Source organism: Brevibacillus sp. AG (assembly GCF_028369215.1).
GTDB classification, from domain to species: Bacteria; Bacillota; Bacilli; order Brevibacillales; family Brevibacillaceae; genus Brevibacillus; species Brevibacillus porteri.
In genome coordinates this window covers 356,122-374,607 of the sequence record NZ_JAQMYO010000005.1, presented here as the reverse complement: position 1 = coordinate 374,607, position 18,486 = coordinate 356,122, and the positions used below count along the sequence as shown (strand labels likewise).

5 protein-coding genes are annotated in these 18,486 nt (G+C 52.3%); all 5 read left to right on the top strand.

Annotated elements, in window-relative coordinates; all coding sequences use genetic code 11:
* Positions 1-2 precede the first annotated feature (2 nt).
* Entirely contained in the window at positions 3-9,077 is a 9,075-nt protein-coding gene (locus tag POF51_RS15580) for a non-ribosomal peptide synthetase (protein WP_069848010.1), read from the top strand.
* Between the two features lie 107 nt (positions 9,078-9,184).
* Complete coding sequence (locus POF51_RS15575; protein ID WP_069848008.1) at positions 9,185-10,300, top strand: saccharopine dehydrogenase family protein; 1,116 nt, start codon at positions 9,185-9,187, stop codon at positions 10,298-10,300.
* A 9-nt stretch (positions 10,301-10,309) separates the two neighbouring features.
* On the top strand, positions 10,310-12,637 hold the full coding sequence (locus tag POF51_RS15570) for a bifunctional Gfo/Idh/MocA family oxidoreductase/class I SAM-dependent methyltransferase (protein ID WP_069848006.1): 2,328 nt from the start codon (positions 10,310-10,312) through the stop codon (positions 12,635-12,637).
* Positions 12,638-12,653: 16 nt separating this feature from the next.
* Positions 12,654-17,462 carry a non-ribosomal peptide synthetase gene (locus POF51_RS15565; RefSeq protein WP_271755693.1) on the top strand — a complete coding sequence of 1,603 codons (4,809 nt, stop codon included), beginning with the start codon at positions 12,654-12,656 and terminating at the stop codon, positions 17,460-17,462.
* A gap of 174 nt (positions 17,463-17,636) precedes the next feature.
* A complete protein-coding gene (locus POF51_RS15560) occupies positions 17,637-18,398 on the top strand; it encodes an alpha/beta fold hydrolase (RefSeq protein WP_271755692.1) in 762 nt (253 codons plus the stop codon).
* The last annotated feature ends 88 nt before the right edge of the window (positions 18,399-18,486 follow it).

Here is an 18,486-nt window from a genome sequence, read left to right as displayed (position 1 = left end):
GGATGTCCAAAATGCTCAATGACAGTCTGACCGCAAGTCCCGCCGCTTCCTTGAGCTATGAGGAGATGAAGAGGCAAATTCAGGCGTTGCTGCCAGCGCCTGTTGCGTTTTCCGATGATCAAAACCTGATCGAGCTGGGACTGGATTCTTTGCAAATGATGAGGATGGTTAACAAATGGCGCAAGGAAGGCGCAAAGGTTACGTTTGCCGAGCTGATCGGTGCTCCTACCTTGCGTGATTGGCAGGCGTTGCTGCAAAAAAGCAGCGCCTTGCTTCCACGGGTGGACGAAAGAAAAGCAGATGTGGCACTGGAGGTGAATGTGCCCTTTCCACTCACGGATGTGCAATACGCTTACTGGATTGGACGCCAGGATGATCAGCCTCTCGGAGGAATCGGGTGCCATGCGTACTTAGAAATCGATGGTGTGGGCGTGGAGCCGGATCGATTGGAAACAGCGTGGGGCAAGCTGCTGATGCACCATCCGATGCTTCGGGCAAGATTTTTGGCAGATGGACAGCAAGAGGTGATGAGTGCCCCTACAGCCACTGGAGTAGCGGTCCATGATCTGCGGTCTTTTTCGGAGGACGAATTGGCACGGGAGCTAGATCGTATACGGGAGCGGCTGTCTCATCGTCGTCTGGCGGTGGAAGCGGGAGAAGTAGCCGGTTTGGAGCTGAGCTTGTTGCCAGAAGGCCGCACCCGCATCCATTTTGATCTGGATTTGCTGGTCGCTGACGTACAGAGTCTGCACATCGTATTACGCGATTTGGCGGCAGCATATGCACGAGGCACCCAGCCTGCTGCCCCGACCAACTGGAGCTTTGCCCATTATCTCGGGCAAGAGGCAGAGCGTCGGGCACAGGACAGACAGGAAGCAGCCCGCTATTGGCAGGAGCGCCTTTCCACATTGCCGGGAGCGCCAGGGTTGCCGCTGAAGGAAAAGCCAGAAATGATCAAGTCGCCTGTTTTTACGCGACGGACACATTTCATGAACGCAGCCGAATGGGCACTTTTGCAAAAAAGCTCCGCAGCACAGCGGGTCACACCAGCGATGGTACTGTTAACGGCTTATGCTGAAGTACTGGATCGCTGGAGCACCCATTCGCAGTTTCTCATCAACATTCCGCTATTCGATCGCCAAACCGGAGACGCTGGCATTGAAGACGTCGTTGCCGATTTTACCAATCTGCTACTGCTTGCGGTTGACATGCGGGAGCAAACCTCTTTTCTTGCGCGGGTGCGATCTGTCCAATCGCAGTTTCATCAGGATGTAGCACATGCGGCTTATTCCGGGGTTCAGCTACAGCGCGACCTGGCGCGTGTCCGTCAGGGAGAGCGGGATTTTGCCCCGGTGGTGTTCGCGTGCAATTTGGGTACGCCGCTGATCAATGACGAATGCCGCGACACATTGGGCAAGCTCTCTTACATGATTTCACAAACGCCGCAAGTATGGCTTGATTTCCAGTCGTATGAAATGGACGGCGGGCTCCTGCTGGCGTGGGATGCGGTTGATGACCTGTTTCCTGACGGGATGCTTGACCAAATGTTCGGCGCTTTTTGCCAGTTGATGAACTCTTTGGTGACCAAGGATAATGACTGGCAAGCCGCATCCGTGCTGCTCCCCGATTTGGAACAGAAGAGGAATGATCAGGCTGTAGATGATTCACAGACGCAATCGAGTCAATGCTTGCGCAGTGCCTTTTTTGCTTATGCAAGAGAGAATCCACACGAGCTGGCAGTAATCGATAGTCATGCTTCCACTACGTCTTCGTATGGCGAGTTAGCACAGTACGCATTGCAGATTGCAGCGTATCTCCAAAAGCAAGGCGTTGAAGCTGGAGACCCTGTGGCAGTCACCCTGCCGCGCGGAATCGATCAAGTCGCTGCGGTTCTTGGTATCGTGGCACGAGGAGCATGCTACGTCCCGGTTGGAATCGGGCAGCCATCTACAAGGCGTGAGCGCATTCATCAGAAAGCGGGAATTCGCTATGTGCTTACGGGTACGGAGCTAGCGCAAACGCTGGAGTGGCCGGAAGACGCTGTTGTTCTGTCTGTTGCGGATGCTTTGAATGTTTCACCGCTGGCTGAACCCGTACCAATTTCTTTTGACAGCCTGGCCTATATCATCTTTACTTCTGGCTCCACGGGTGAACCAAAAGGGGTAGAGATCAGTCATTCCGGGGCATGGAACACCATTGCAGAAATAAACAGACGTTACGGAATCGGGCATACGGATCGGATTTTGGCGGTTTCCTCACTTGATTTTGACCTGTCTGTCTATGACCTGTTCGGATTGCTCAGTGTAGGCGGCTCGATTGTGCTCATAGGCGAAGAGTTGCGACGGGATGCGGCTCATTGGGCGAGACTGGTGGACCAGCATCAGGTGACACTGTGGAACTCTGTGCCCGTGCTGCTCGATATGCTCTTGATTGCTGCGGAGAGTGGACCGTACGAGAGCTTGCCGCTTCGCCTGACCATGCTCTCCGGGGACTGGATCGGTCTCGATTTACCGCAACGACTGAACCAGCTCGCACCGAACAGCCAGCTTGTGGCGATGGGCGGAGCGACAGAAGCGTCGATCTGGTCCAACTTTTTTGATGTTACGCTGCCCTTGCCTGTTCACTGGACATCGATTCCGTACGGTCGACCGCTTGCGAATCAGGCTTATCGGGTTGTTGATGCACTTGGACGTGATTGCCCTGACTGGGTAGTGGGAGAATTGTGGATCGGCGGAGCAGGTGTGGCAGTAGGCTATCGGGGTGATCCTGCACTGACCGAAGAGCGCTTTGTCAACTGGAACGGTTCACGCTGGTATCGGACTGGTGATCTCGGACGTTATTGGCCGGATGGGACCATTGAATTTCTTGGGCGCAAGGACTTCCAGGTGAAAATTAGAGGGCATCGCATCGAGCTGGGTGAAATCGAATCAGCCATGAAGCAGCATCCGGGAATTCGCGATGCAGTTGTGACAGCAGTAGGTGATCCGCGGGAGAACAGGCAGCTGGTTGGGTACGTGGTGCCAGAAAGGGAAAGCGAGTCAGCGCTGTTTGATCGTGTAGAGGCTGATCCGAAGAAGAGCGAAGAACTGTGGGCAGATGTCATGGAAGCGGGTCGTGTGCAGACATTGGCGGAGCATTTTGCAAGCATCAGACCGGAAGATTTCACCTCGTTTTGGACGTACATGGAGCAACTTGCCGTTCGATTCATTTACCGCACATTGGAGATGGCGGGAGTGAAATTTGAGCAAAATGCCAACTACTCCCTCGATGATTTGATGCATAGCTGCGGGATTCAAGAGCGTTATCGCGGCCTGGTCAGACAGTGGCTTCAAACATTGGAGGACGAAGGTCTTGTCCGTAAAGACAAATCGGATGTCTACAGCATCACGCAGGCGAGCCTGACTGAATGGTTGGAAAAGTCGCAGGTCACTCAGATATCGCCCGCATGGGAACCGCATGCACAAGCCCTTTTACGTTATTTGGAAAAAGTCAATGACGAGAGTGTTGCGCTGTTGCGTGGCGAGCTTGACCCGTTGGCCCATTTCTTCTCGGAGGAATTCAGTCTGACTCCGAATGATCTGATGCAGACACTCCCTGGTGCAAAGCATCGTGACAGAGCGGCACTGGCGTTGGTGGAAAGGCTGGTCCATCGTTTTGGAGAAAGGTCTGAATCAGAACCGATACGTGTGCTGGAAATCGGGGCGAGGAGCCTAACGCTGACGGAATCATTGCTGGCTGTACTCCCGGCAGATGCGACACATTTTACATGCACAGACACCTCGACTTTCTTTACAAATGCCGCAAAAGCGAGGTTCCGGGAGTACCCGTTTGTGCACGATCAACTGCTGGATATCAATCAAAGTCCACTATCTCAAGGCTTTGAAGCACATCAGTTCGACGTTGTGATTGCCTCTGATTCCCTGCATCGTGCGAAAAACATCGGGATGGCCCTCTCGCATGTACAAAGCCTTTTGGCTCCGGGTGGCATGCTGATTTTGCTGGAGATGACCCGCAACAGCCGATTGCAGCAAATCAGCACGGCATTTCTCGAAGATGGCTTTACGCATTTCGAAGATGAGCGGCGTAATGAGCAACGCCCCTTGTTATCGGTGGAAGCATGGCAGCAGACTTTGCAGCAGCAAGCCTTTGCAAAAGTGTCAGCTTTCCCAGAAGACAACGATTTTGGTCAGCATGTACTGGTTGCGCAGGCGCCACTTCAAGCCAAGCGCTTCAATCCTGCACAACTACCCGGCTTCTTGAGTCAAAAGCTGCCTGATTACATGGTTCCGTCCGCTTTTCTTTTGTTGAACGAACTGCCGCTTTCTGCAAACGGCAAGGTAGATCGGCAAGCCCTGCCTACTCCTGACAGCCTGATGAAGGCCAAAGCAGAAAAAGAGTATACAGCTCCAACGACACCAATCGAAACAGCACTCGCGGCTATTTGGTGCCAGCTATTTGAAGTGGAACGGGTAGGCGTCACAGACAACTACTTCGAGCTCGGCGGAGATTCGTTATTGGCAACCAGACTCAGTGCGATGGTTCGCAGCAAGCTTGCGGTAGAGCTGTCGTTAGGGCGCATTTTTGAAAAACCGACGATTGCCGGACTGGCCCAGCATGTGCAGATGCTTCTCGAGGAAAAAGGAACATCGTCAGGCTTGCCAGCAATTGTACTGGCGCCACAAGACAGGCATCAGCCTTTCCCGCTAACGGATATCCAGCAAGCCTACTGGGTCGGGCGCAGTGGTGTTTACGCCTTGGGCCATGTCTCCACGCATTGCTATTTCGAAATCGAAGGGCAGCACTTGGACCTGGAGCGGATCAATCGAGCTTGGCAACGGTTAATTGACCACCATGAAATGATGCGGGCCGTGATTTTGCCGGATGGCTGGCGTCAGCAGATTTTGGAGCAGGTACCTGCTTACCGGATCGAAGTCACTGATTTGCGGAACCAATCTGCCGAAGAAGCTGAGTCCGAGCTGCAAGCGATTCGGGAAGAAATGTCCCATCAGGTATTGTCTACGGATGTATGGCCGTTGTTTGAGGTGCGCGCTTCCCGCTTTGGAGACGAACGGGTTCGTCTGCATATCAGCTTTGACAACCTGATTTTTGACGGGTGGAGCATGTTCCACCTCTTGAGCGAGTGGACGAGACTGTATCATGAGCCGGATGCGCCTTTGCCACCACTGGATCTGAGCTTCCGCGATTATGTACTGGCGCAAGAAGCGCTCAAGTCTACAGAGCTGTACCAACGCGATCTGGACTATTGGATGGATCGACTGCCTGATTTGCCGCCAGCACCACAGCTGCCTTTGGCGAAAAATCCTGACACGATTACCGAGCAGCGCTTCCATCGTTTAGAAGCCAGAATCGATCACGGAGCATGGCAGCGGCTCAAAAAGCGGACAGCAGAGGTCGGTCTAACGCCTTCCGGGATCTTGCTGACAGCGTATGCCGAAACCCTCGGTGCATGGAGCAAGAGTTCGCGTTTTACGATCAACCTGACGCAATTCAATCGATTGCCTTTGCACGCGCAGGTAGGCGAAATCGTGGGGGACTTCACTACGCTGACCTTGCTGGCAGTCGAGTTGTCCGCTGGCGAGACGATATTGGAACGCGGCAGGAATTTGCAGCAGCAGCTATGGCGCGATTTGGACCATCCTTATGTGGGCGGAGTTCAGGTCCAGCGCGAATTGGCGAAGCAAACAGGAGAGCACAACGGTGTTGCCATGCCGATTGTCTTTACGAGCGCATTGGGTGTGGAGCAGTGGAGTGGGTCTGACTCCGATGGTAAATGGCTGGGCAAGCTCGTTTACAACATCACGCAGACGCCGCAGGTATGGCTGGACCATCAAGTGGTCGAGCAAGACGGAGAACTGCTGTTAATCTGGGATGCCGTAGAAGGACTATTTCCAGAAGGACTCCTTGCTGACATGTTTACGGCTTATTGCGAGCTGCTGCATCGGCTGACAGAAGAGGATGCTGTATGGCAAGAGTCAGCAGCGAGCCAGATTGCTGTCCCTCGACTGGAAGAAAGAATCGCCGCAAACGATACGGCTGCGCCTGTATCCTCAGAGACACTCGTCGGACTATTTGACAAACAAGCTGCATGCCAAACGGATCAGCCTGCTGTGATCTCCACTCAGCGGACGTTGACCTATGGGGAGCTGGCTGACGCTGCTGACCAAATCGCGAAGTGGCTGCGTTCACAAGGGGTCCAACCAAATACATTGGTCGCTGTCGTGATGGAAAAAGGCTGGGAGCAGGTCGCAGCCACGCTCGGGATTATGAAATCCGGGGCCGCTTATTTACCGATTGATCCGCTGCATCCAGAGGAACGACGTTCTCAGCTTTTGCATGATGGACAAGTACAGTTCGTGCTGACGCAGTCTTGGCTGGATGAGCGATTGGGCTGGCCTCTGGATGTGGAGCGACTGACTGTGGACCAGATGATGACAAGGGACGAGGAAAGCACGGTGAACCCAGTGGCATCAGTTGCCGGGCAGCCGGAGGATTTGGCCTATGTCATCTATACATCTGGGTCAACCGGCCTGCCAAAAGGAGTCATGATCGACCATCGAGGCGCGGTCAACACGATTGAAGATATCAATCAACGATTTGCAGTGGGGGCACAGGATCGGGTGCTCGCTTTGTCCAATCTGAATTTCGATTTGTCGGTCTATGACATTTTCGGCATGCTTGCCGCGGGTGGAACGATCGTCATGCCGGATGCTGATAAAGCCAAAGACCCTGCCCACTGGCTGGAGTGGCTGGAAGCCGAGCAGGTGACGGTGTGGAACACAGTTCCGGCGCTGATGCAGATGCTGATCGAATACGCCGTGGGGAGAAACCTTCACTTACCACAATCGTTGCGTCTCGTCTTGTTGAGTGGTGATTGGATTCCACTGGATTTGCCAGACAAGATCAAGGTCTTTTTCCCACACGTTCAGGTGATCGGTTTGGGCGGTGCAACAGAAGCCTCGATCTGGTCAAATCTTTTCGCAATCGAAGACATCGCCCCTAGCTGGAAAAGCATTCCGTACGGTCGCCCAATGGTCAATCAGCGCTACCATGTGCTGAACGAATCGATGGGGGATTGCCCCGTTTGGGTGCCGGGACAGCTGTTTATCAGTGGCATTGGGCTTGCCAAAGGCTACTGGAGAGATGAAAACAAGACGAATGAAAAATTCATCACACATCCGCGGACAGGAGAACGACTGTACCGCACGGGGGATTTGGGCCGTTACTTGCCAGATGGTATGTTGGAATTCCTTGGTCGGGAAGATTTCCAGGTGAAAATCAGAGGGCATCGGATTGAGCTGGGCGAGATCGAGACGGCATTGAAACGTCATGAAGGGCTCAAAGACGTTGTCGTGGCCGTACCAGATGACGGTGCGGATGAAAAGCGTTTGGTCGGGTATGTGGTGCTGGATCGCGAAAAGGATTCCGCGTTATTCGAAACAGAGCAGGCCGACCCCGCTGCAAGTGCTGCTCGTTGGCAGGCGATTAACAGCATGGGTCACGCACAGGCCAATACCATTCCTGCGAGTGTAGATGTGGAAGTCGTCACGCAATTCCTGATGGAGGCTGACCGTGTAAGCACCGCCTACATGTGCCGCACGCTAGAGCATATGGGGATGTTCTCACAAGTAGGAGAAAGCACTTCAATTGCGGAGCTCATGGATCGTTTTCAGATTCATCCCCGTTACCAGACCTTGCTTGCGCATTGGCTGGAAGTGCTGGTAGAAGAGGGCTTGCTGGAAAAACGCGCTGCGGGAACGTACGAGAGTCTGCGTTCATTGCGTGAAGGTGTGCCAGATGCTGTTCTGTCAGCATCCTCGCTTCGTACGGAAGCAGCACGTGAGCTCGAAGCCGTTTTCCGCCGCGACTATCCGTTGTTTATTGGTCTGTTAACTGGTGAGCTCGATCCGTTGGAGCTCTTTCTAGCAGACGATGCCTTCTTAACACCTGCCGGCTTGAGCCGCTTTGACCTGACGCGGGAGTTTTACAGCAGCCTTGCCGGGGCGGTGTTTGGCGGTATCGTAAATCACCATCCGTCTGACAAGACACTGCGAGTGCTAGAGCTTGGCACGAGAGCCGGAAGCTTGACACAAACACTGGTGTCCACCTTGCCTGCAGAACGCAGTCGTTATTTATACGTCGACGAATCCTCCTTTTTTACCGACAGGGCAAAGAAGGAATGGGGAGAGCAGGCTCCGCTGGAGTACGGTCAGCTTGACATGAACGTAGCACCGCTTGCGCAAGGCTATGATCCGCATTCGTTTGACGTCATTGTTGCGGACAATACGCTGCATCGCTCTCGTGATATAGGGAAAACGCTGGCGTACTTGAAAGGGCTACTCGCACCTGGGGGGCTTCTGTTCCTGGTCGAGTCGACGCGCAACAGTCGTCTGCTGCTAACCACTGTCGGCTTCTTCGAGGATGGGTTTAGCCATCTGGAGGATGAGCGCAAAGCCAATTATCTTCCTCTGCTTACGGTAGAGCAGTGGCGAGCGGGCTTGGAACAACAAGGCTTCACTAACGTCCTTGCCTTTCCGGATAAAGCTCAGGTCGCAGAGGCGTTCGAGCGCCATCTGATTGTGGCGCAAGCACCGGAGGCTGTTCGTTTGTTCCAGCCAGAAAAATTGTCCGAAGCCTTGCGGAATAGCCTGCCTGACTACATGGTACCAAGCGAGTACGTGTTGCTGGATGACCTGCCGCTATCCGCCAATGGAAAAGTAGATCGGAGGGCAATCACAAAGCTTGGCAAAAGAAAGGCAAGTATGCCGAAAAAGACGCATGTAGCGCCTTCCAACGAGATCGAAGTCAAGCTCGCCAAGGTCTGGGAAGAGGTGCTTGGTGTAGGGGAAATCGGCATCCACGACAACTTTTTTGCGCGGGGTGGAGACTCATTGCGCGCGATCCAATGCCTCAATCTTATAAAAGAGAGATACCAGATTGATTTGTCTCTGCAAAGCTTGTTTGAAGCTTCCACGATCTGCACTCTTGCCGAGCTGATCAAGACGAGCACACAGGCAACGGAAGATCTCGCAGCGGATTTTGACGAGGGGACCATTTAAAAAAAGAAAAACCGCAGATGAGTAGGTGGGCTGCGACTCAGTGGCAGGAGCAGCCCCGCCTTTTCTTGGAAGAAGAATGCGGGGAGCAGGTCAGGAGGGAGAGAACATTGGGTATCAAAAAGATTGGCATTTTGGGAGCGACTGGTGTTGTAGGCCATGCAGCTTTTCAAACGATTTTGTCTAGAACGAACTATCCGATTTTGCTGGGCGGTAGAAATCTCGAAAAGCTAAGTGAGCTTTTTACTGGGACGGAAGGTAGGCTGGAATGCCAGCAGGTGGATGTATGCAACGAGGAGGAACTGCATGACTTTTGCGGTCAAGTCGATCTCGTTATCAATTGTGCAGGGCCCTCCAAGCAAATCGTTGATAAAGTTGCCGTTGCATGCCTCAAACATGCGGTTCATTACGTAGATGTGTCCGGAGATGAGCATCTGTATCAACAATTGCTCATGCGAAAGCAGGAAATCGAAGAAAAGGGACTGCTGTTTATCATCTCTACTGGCGTTTACCCGGGGCTGTCGGAAGTTTTCCCAGCTTACGTCTCTGAAAATGATTTGGACGAAATCGATTTGCTCGAAGTCTTTTTTGCAGGGCAGGGCGGATTTTCACTCAATGCGGCATATGACATCGTCTGCAGCATTGAAGAAGATACCGGATGGGGAATGTCTTACTTCAAGCAAGGAGAGGTCAAAAAAATAGACGGGCCGTTCCATCGCAACTACACACTGCCGCATCCCGCTGGAAAGCGCGACACATATCCGGTAGTGACAAAGGAATTCGGCCTTATGACCAAGCAGCATAAAATCGAATCCGCTTATTTTTACAACAGCTATCAAAGCAATGCCATCCTGAATCAATTTGTGATGATCAAGGCTTTGCAGCAATACAAAACCGAGGAACAAAAAAGAGCATCAGCCAAGCTGCTGCTGGAACAGTTTGAGGCGAGGAAGCCGGGTGTGAAAGACTTTACGATGTTCCACCTGCATGCGACCGGAAAGCGTGACGGTAAAAAAGTGCGGGTCTTCTCCACTCTTCTGTATCCGGGCGACTGGAATCGGATATCTGGCATCATCGCGGCCACAGTGGCTCACTTAATCGCGGAAGATCAGAACAGAAAAACAGGCTGCTTTTTCGTGGCAGAAGGCGTATCGGCGACAGGCTTGATTGATGCACTTCGCGAGCAGCAGGTCGAACTCATGCATTCCATCATGGAAATGAAGTAGGGGTGACGTATGACAAAGAATCGTAAGTTGCGTACCGTGGTATGCGGTTCCCGCTTTGGACAGTTCTACTTGGAGGCGGTGAAGGCATTGCCTGAGCAGTTTGAATTGGTAGGGCTGCTGGCAAAAGGAAGTGAACGCTCGCGTCAATGCGCCGAGCGAAATGGCATCCCGCTGTACACCGATGTCAATCAATTACCTGCTGGCATTGATCTGGCTTGCGTCGTATTGCGTTCCACCGTGATGGGTGGCAATGGAACAGAGCTGTCGATCCAACTGCTTGCCAAGGGCATTCACGTCATTTCGGAAGAGCCGATCCACCATAAAGATTTGGCGCTGTGCCTAAAGCATGCCAAGCAGAACGGTGTTCATTTTATGACGGGCGATCTCTACGTACATTTGCCTGCAGTTCGCCGCTTTATTGCTTGCGCTCGTACGATGCTGGCTGTGCAGCCTGCCTTGTACATCGAGGCTGCTTGCGCTACACAGGTGTCCTTCCCGCTCATGCATATTTTGCAGGAAGCCCTCCCTTCTATTCGTCCGTGGAAAATCAGTCATGTCATCAAAGATGAGGGACCGTTTCAAGTGTTGATCGGGCAGCTGGGCAAAATTCCAATTACGCTGCGCGCCCACAATGAAGTCGATCCGGATGATCCAGACAACCATCTGCATTTACTGCATCGCGTGACGATTGGTGTAGCTGGCGGGAGCTTGTCGCTTACAGACACGCATGGCCCTGTCGTGTGGCAGGCGCGTCTGCACGTACCGGATCTTCCCGACATTCACGGTGAGCTGACAGTTTCCCCACCTGCACACATGCTGGAAAACAGTACACACATATTGGGACCGCAGGAGACGCCGACCTATCGGGACATTCTTACGAAGCAGTGGCCGCAAGCTATCGGACGCGATTTACTCATCATGCGAGATAGGATCATGGGGCAGGTCGATAAGGCTACGATGGAAACACGCGCGCAGCAGGAACTATTGTGTTCACGACAGTGGCAAGAATGGACGCAGGCATTGGGATATCCCGTGTTGCGCTCGAATGGCAGTCATGAGCCGTTGACGTTAGCGTCTCTCGAACAAGCAGCCTGGAGCATTCCAGATGACGAATTCCACGGCACTGCATCACCTAATGATGCGACTTTGGCGGAAAACAACGATGTTTTTGTATGCACGGCGTCTGCCGAGAGCGAGCTAAAAGGGATTGATGCTGTGCAGGTAAATACGTGCATTGAGCGCCTGGATGCAGCTGCGGTGGCCTCCATGCTGCTCGCGCTGCAATCTCAAGGAGCACTGACAGCGGGACAACATTCCTATACGGCGTCAGATATTTTCACTGCTGCAAACATAGCAGAGCGTCATCAACCAGTCATCAAGCGCTGGCTGCACATACTGACGGATCGTGGCTACCTGAAATTTGCTGCTGGCGAGTATCAATGCGGCATTCAGATGACGCGAGAGGAAGTAGAACGACGGTGGGATTTAGCCAAAAATGCTTGGAATGGCAAGCTGGGCTCACCGCTCGTCATGGACTATCTCAAGGACAATGCGGATCGGCTGCCACAGCTGATGGATGATACCCAACAAGCTGCATTGCTGCTATTTCCTGAGGGCCGCATGCATGTTGCCAATGCGCTTTATCGGGACACCCTTGTGGCGCGTTATTTGAACAAGTCGGTCGCAGAGGCAGTAGCGCGGATCGCGTCTACGACAAACTCGCTTCGCATTCTGGAGGTAGGCGCTGGGACTGGAGCAACGAGTGATGTGGTTGTGGACCGCCTAAGGGCGTCTGTTTCCAAAGGATTGCATGTGGAGTATGTGTACACGGATGTGTCCCACTTTTTCTTATCCTCTGCCCGTGAACGGTACAAAGCTTACCCATGGATGAAATATCAGGTGGTTGATATCGACAAAAATTTGTTTGCACAAGGCCTCACAGAAGGCAGCTTCGATATCGTGATTGCGGCAGGCATGTTGAACAACGCGCGGGACACGGATGAAGTCATCCAAGGGCTGTTGAGGACCCTTGCTCCAGGAGGCTGGATGATTATTACCGAGCCAACTCGAGAATTCGTAGAAATGCTCATCTCCCAAGCTTTCATGATGACTCCACCAGTAGATGACAGGAAAAATACGCAATCGACCTTCATGACTGTTCAGCAGTGGCTCGATGTTTTTGAACGGGCAGGTGTCAAGGAGCTTGCGGTCTTGCCTGAGGAGTCTCACCCACTGGCACCACTTGGACAAAAGCTGTTCCTCATCAAGAACAACATCGATGTTGGCGTACGTCAGCAGCTTTCCCCAAACGAAAACGAAATGGCGAAGCTCATTTAAATAGGAGAGTGTGCATATGCCCCAAAACCTCAAGACAAATAGCGTCGAGCTCTTGATGCGCCTACGCAGAGATGGAATTTTTTTATGGGAGGAAAATGGGAGCCTGCGTTACAAAGCCCCAAGAGGAACACTTGCAGCCGATGATTTACAGGCGTTAAAAGAACAGAAAGCAGACATTCTCGCTCTTTTGCGAGCCGAATCCCAACCGGTGACGGTGATACCCGATCCAGCAGCGCGATTTGTGCCTTTTCCCCTGACAGATGTGCAGTCTGCTTATTTACTGGGACGGTATGAGCTGTTTGGCTATGGTGGCGTGGCGTGCCATATTTACATGGAGCTGGACTATCCTGAGCTTGATCCGAAACGGGCGGAGGATGCGTGGAACCTGCTCATTGCAAGACATGACATGCTGCGTGCAACCATTGATCAGAACGGTCAGCAGCGCATTCTGGAGAAGGTCCCGCATTTGACGATTACCTATACGGATACAAGTGGCATGGATGAGCAGGAGGCAGGAAGAAGGCTCGATGACATACGCGAAGCGATGGGACATCGCGTGTATGATACAGCCAAATGGCCATTGTTTGATATCGGCTTGACGAAAACGAGCGACAGGGCTGTGCTCCATGTATCAATGGAATTTCTCATCGCGGATTGGGCGAGTATTTGGCTCTTGCTAGGTGAGTTTGAGGCCCTTTATAAAGAACCGGGAAAAACATTGCCCGCGCTGCCGATTACGTTTCGCGATTACGTCTTCGCCGAACGCAGCCTAAGAGAGACTACGGCATATGGCAGAGACAAAGCGTACTGGCAGCAACGGATCGATGCATTGCCACAGGCTCCAGACCTGCCAATGGCGAGACAGCAGACCCAGAATGGAGACGCACGCTTTCGCCGTCGCTTCATTCGCTTACATAACGCTTCGTGGGATGCCTTTAAGCAGCGTGCCCAGCAGCGAGGATTGACGCCAACCTCCGCCGTGATGACCGCCTTTGCCGCTGTGATCGAGCGATGGAGTCGAAATCGTGCGTTTTGCCTGAATTTGACGTTGCTGAACAGACAGCCGCTACATGAGCGAGTCCATGAGATTGTCGGGGATTTCACATCCGTCAATTTGCTTGCGGTTGAGTGGGGATTGGAGCGTACTTTTCAAGGACGGGCGAAAACTATTCAAAAGCAGTTGTTTGAAGATTTGGATCACCGTTTGTTTTCCGGCGTGGAGGTCATGCGCGAGCTAGCGCGTAGGCGCGGTCGTGAAGCCGCTCTGATGCCAATCGTTTTTACGAGTGCAATTGGGTTAGTAGAACCAGCGGAAGGCGGTCAGCTACAGGGCAAAATTGCTGGGCACGGAATCAGTCAAACACCGCAGGTTTTCATCGATTGCCAAGCCATGGACAGCTCGGCAGGCTTGCAGGTGAACTGGGATGTGCGTGAGGGTGTTTTCCCAGAGCATGTCGTTGACGACATGTTTGATACTTTTGCAAAATTACTGCAAGCTTTGGCGGACAGCGAGCAAATGTGGGAGGGAGTTGACGAAATTACGTTGCCAGACTGGCAGCGGGAAGAGCGTCAGCAGGTAAATGAGACCACGGCAGCTTTACCAGAGTACGCCTTGCATCAGCCAATCGTCGCACAAGCAATGTCGACGCCAGATCGTCCGGCTGTGATTGACAGTGAAGGACAGATCTCCTACGCGGAACTGGTCAAACGTGCTGCCGCAGTAGCAGGGAAGCTTAAGGAACTAGGCTGCCGCGAGCAAGACCGCGTTGCTATCGTGATGGATAAAGGCGTGCATCAAGTCACAGCTGTACTCGGTACATTGTTTGCGGGAGCCGTCTATGTACCTATTGATCCGAAGCAACCTGAGATGCGCCGACAGGTCATGATGGAACAGGCGGACATCCGTTATGCCTTGACGGTATCTACCAACCAGTTGCAATGGTCAGACTCTATTCAAACGATTGCGGTGGATCAAGTAAGCCCGCAGCATGAACCGTTAATACTGCCTGACTTAAACCCGGATTTGCCTGCGTACATCATTTATACGTCTGGTTCCACGGGACAGCCTAAAGGGGTCGTCATCAGCCACCGCGCAGCAGCAAATACGATCGAGGACATGCTTCGTCGTTTTGCGATCACGGAAAAAGATCGCGTGCTTGGCCTTGCCCAGCTGAGCTTTGATTTATCTGTCTACGATATTTTTGCCACGCTCTCTGTGGGTGGTGCAGTCGTGTATCCTCATTCCGACCGGCAAACAGATCCGTCCCATTGGAGTGAGCTGATAGCCCGGCATGACATCACCGTGTGGAATTCCGTGCCGGCCCTGATGCAGATGCTGGTCACGTATTTGGATTCCACGCCAACTGTCAAAGTAGACAGCTTGCGACTGGCCTTGCTTTCCGGTGACTGGATTCCGTTGACGCTACCTGATCGGATGCAAAAATATCTCCCTTCTGCACAGATCGTCAGTCTCGGCGGTGCCACAGAAGCATCGATATGGTCGAACTATCATCTGTACAACGGACTGGAAGCAGACTGGAACAGTATTCCGTATGGCCGCCCTCTCGCCAACCAAGGCTTCCGCGTCTTCGATTCACAGATGCGCGATTGCCCAGTGTGGGTGATCGGGGATCTCTATATTACCGGAGCAGGCTTGGCGGAGGGCTATGTCGGAGATCAACGGCTCACGGAGGAAAGGTTCTTCTCCCACCCTGTGGATGGAGAGAGACTCTACCGAACCGGTGATTTGGGTCGCTACACACCGGGGGGCGAAATCGAGTTTATCGGCCGCGAAGACAATCAGGTCAAAATCAGAGGGCATCGGATCGAGCTAGGTGAAATTGAATCGGCTCTGCTCAAACACCCTGCTGTCACCGCAGCTGGTGTCGTGCTGGATGGAGCGAGTGACGAGCCTGTTTTGCTGGGGATTGTGGAGAGCGCCCGCAAGATGGATCGGGACCTTGAAGCGGAAAGAGCGGAATTCGCGATGCTCGTAAATGGGATCAGTGAAGAAGTAGACATCGAGGTCAATCAGCGCATTGTCATGCTTCTGCAAGAGATTGCGCGACAGCATACGAGCATGCCTCTACGGGTATTGCAAGTCGGCGCAGGGAACGGGGCGTTAACAGAGCATGTCTCGCAAGCGTTGGAAGGCCATGATTTAGAATATATAAGCATGGATACAGTTGAAGAAGAGTATCGGGCACAAGGATTGGCGCCGAACTCGTTCGACGTAGTGTTCACTGATGGAGCGATAGATAGCTCTGACATGAACAAGCTGAAAGAACTGATTTGCCCGGGCGGGTGGCTCATTCTTGCCAAGTGGACAGAGGGCGAAAATCATCTGCTCGCCCATCGCGTGAAGCTGGACAGGGTGAGGGTCAGTGCCGCAGAGCTGGAAAAATTCCTTTCCCTTCATCTGCCTGCCTATATGCTGCCTGCCCACTTGCAAGTCGTAGACGCACTGCCACTCACCGGAAATGGAAAAATAGATCGCCGAGAGCTGGCAAAATGGCGCCCTGCATCGACGTTCGAACAGAGTGCTTCTCTGGACGCTACAGAGGGGGCTGAAACTGATCCGTTAGAAGCGCAGCTTGCACACGTCTGGGCTGAAGCATTGGGACTCTCGGGAATCGGCCGAACCCAAAGCTTTTATGAGTACGGTGCAGATTCTCTCATCATGGCGCAGGTAGCCGGAGTGCTGCGCGACAAGCTGGCGGAGGACCCGACGCACGCTGCCATTCCGTTTGATGTCTTGCTCCGACAAATGCTTAACTTCCCGACCGTGGAAGCACTGGCTGGCTTCATACACATGCGCAATCAGGAGAGGCAGCAGAGTGAGGACGTCGCATTGCCGAAGAAACGCAACAAGTCGAGCAATGCCGTGCTGATTCCATATGGCGGTGACGAATCTGGGCCGCTGCGGGTTGTGTTCCATGCCGTTTTGGGGACGATGGACAGTTTTCGCCCATTGATTGAACAGCTCAAAGCCCAGCAGACAGGAAGCATCGTCGGGGTCGCCATTGACGACAGCGAACGTTATTGCGCGCTAGAGCCGTCCGAGCTGATAGAAACCGTGGCCGATGATTATGCCGAATGCTTGATCGACGTCTTGCGTGAAGGAGAGCAAAGGCCTGTACAGCTCATCGGCTATTCCTTGGGCGGATTGATTGCCATTGAAGTAGCGAGAAGACTTGGGGAGCAGGGCGTCCCTATTCTGGACTTGGTTTTGATCGACATTCCTCCGATCCTGACAGAAGTGAATGACGATCTCTTGATTGAAGCACTCTTTGTTCCAAACCTGAACATCACGCTGGAACAGGCTGGTTTTGGAAAAGTGGATGAGCATGATTTTGCCCGGGCGATTTTGCAGCTCGTAGAAAAACACGGGGATTGCATCCCGCAAGGCTCAGCGTGTACCATCAGTGGAGATGATGGGCTAGACCAGGTGGGAGAGATATTCCGCAAATTATCTGCGTTTGACAGAAGAGAACGCTTCACTGCTTATGTCCATGCGCTAGGCAAAACATCAGGGGAACAGATGCCAGTGGAAATGGCAGAGGGCTTGTGCAAAGTGTTTGGGCAGAGCTTTAAAGCAGCGCGCTATACTCCTTTGCCCTATATGGGAGACATTCGCTTCCTGCTGGCTCGCGAGCCGTTTCAATTTTTGCCAAGCACGAGCGAAGAGACCATCGCTTTTTGGCAAGATATATGCATTGGAGAACTGGAAGTAACAGAAATCGCCGGAAACCATTACAGCTGCATGGTAGGAGAGAATGCGATCAAGCTGGCGGAGCTGTTAGCAGTACCTCTTAGCACCAAATAATTTCTTTGGTCACAATCAAGACAGCGGTAGACAAGGAGGACAAAACAACGTCCTTTGTCTGCCGCTGCTCCTTTTCCTCTCAGCAAGAATCATTCCTAAAAAATAGAAACCCTCCTTTGTTCATCACGTATTACTACAGTGAAATCCAGCCCGAACAAAGTGAGGTGTCGTACAATGGCAATAGAGATATCGAAAGTAAGTACTTCAAAAGGGAAGATTCAATATCATTGTAGCGGAAACGGCAAACCCAATATCGTTCTCATTAACGGGGGTTCAGGACCCATAGAAGGCTGGATGAGAATACTACCTGATCTTTCAGAGACGTCATCTTTATTTTCCTATAATCGATTTGGTGTTTCGGGTAGTGATAAGCCGCAGGAGCCCCAAGATGGACTCACGATTGTAGAAACGTTACGGGAGGCATTAACATTAGTAGGATTTGAACCCCCATTTTTGCTAGTCGGACATTCATTAGGGGGATTATATGCAAATTTATATGCCCGGCGTTACCCCAACGAAGTAGCTGGCGTCGTCTTTTTAGAATCCAGCCATCCGAAAGATCTCGGCCTCGAAAAATATCAAGGTAAGGTAGTCAAAACCATAAACAAAATGCTCTCCATGTTTGATTCCTTGTCTCCCCATAAACAGTTCAATGAAGTTCATTTTGTCAAAAAAACAGTGGAACAAATCCATGCAATCGATTCTTTTCCTGACATACCTGTTTATGTGATTACAGGTGGAAAAGAAAATCGTATGATGCCAGAGGAAGTACGCAAAAAACGAATCGAGCATCAGTTGGAGCTGCTTTCATTATCAAGCAACAGCAAACATTTCCTCGCTGAAAAAAGTGGACATTTTCCTCAATTTACTGAGCCAAGAGCCGTCATAGATACGATCAAAGACTGTGTTGAACAAATCCAACAAAAAAAGTTGTAGACCATCTGCCAAGCCGCTTTGCTGCTCATTCGTCAGCCCATTTTTCCAACCTTTGTAGCAAATGTGTAACGGAGCTTTTCTCCTATTC

Coding starts and splice junctions, on each gene's coding strand:
- POF51_RS15565 (WP_271755693.1), top strand. CDS start 12,654: ATGCCCCAAAACCTCAAGACAAATAGCGTCGAGCTCTTGATGCGCCTA.
- POF51_RS15570 (WP_069848006.1), top strand. CDS start 10,310: ATGACAAAGAATCGTAAGTTGCGTACCGTGGTATGCGGTTCCCGCTTT.
- POF51_RS15580 (WP_069848010.1), top strand. CDS start 3: ATGTCCAAAATGCTCAATGACAGTCTGACCGCAAGTCCCGCCGCTTCC.
- POF51_RS15560 (WP_271755692.1), top strand. CDS start 17,637: ATGGCAATAGAGATATCGAAAGTAAGTACTTCAAAAGGGAAGATTCAA.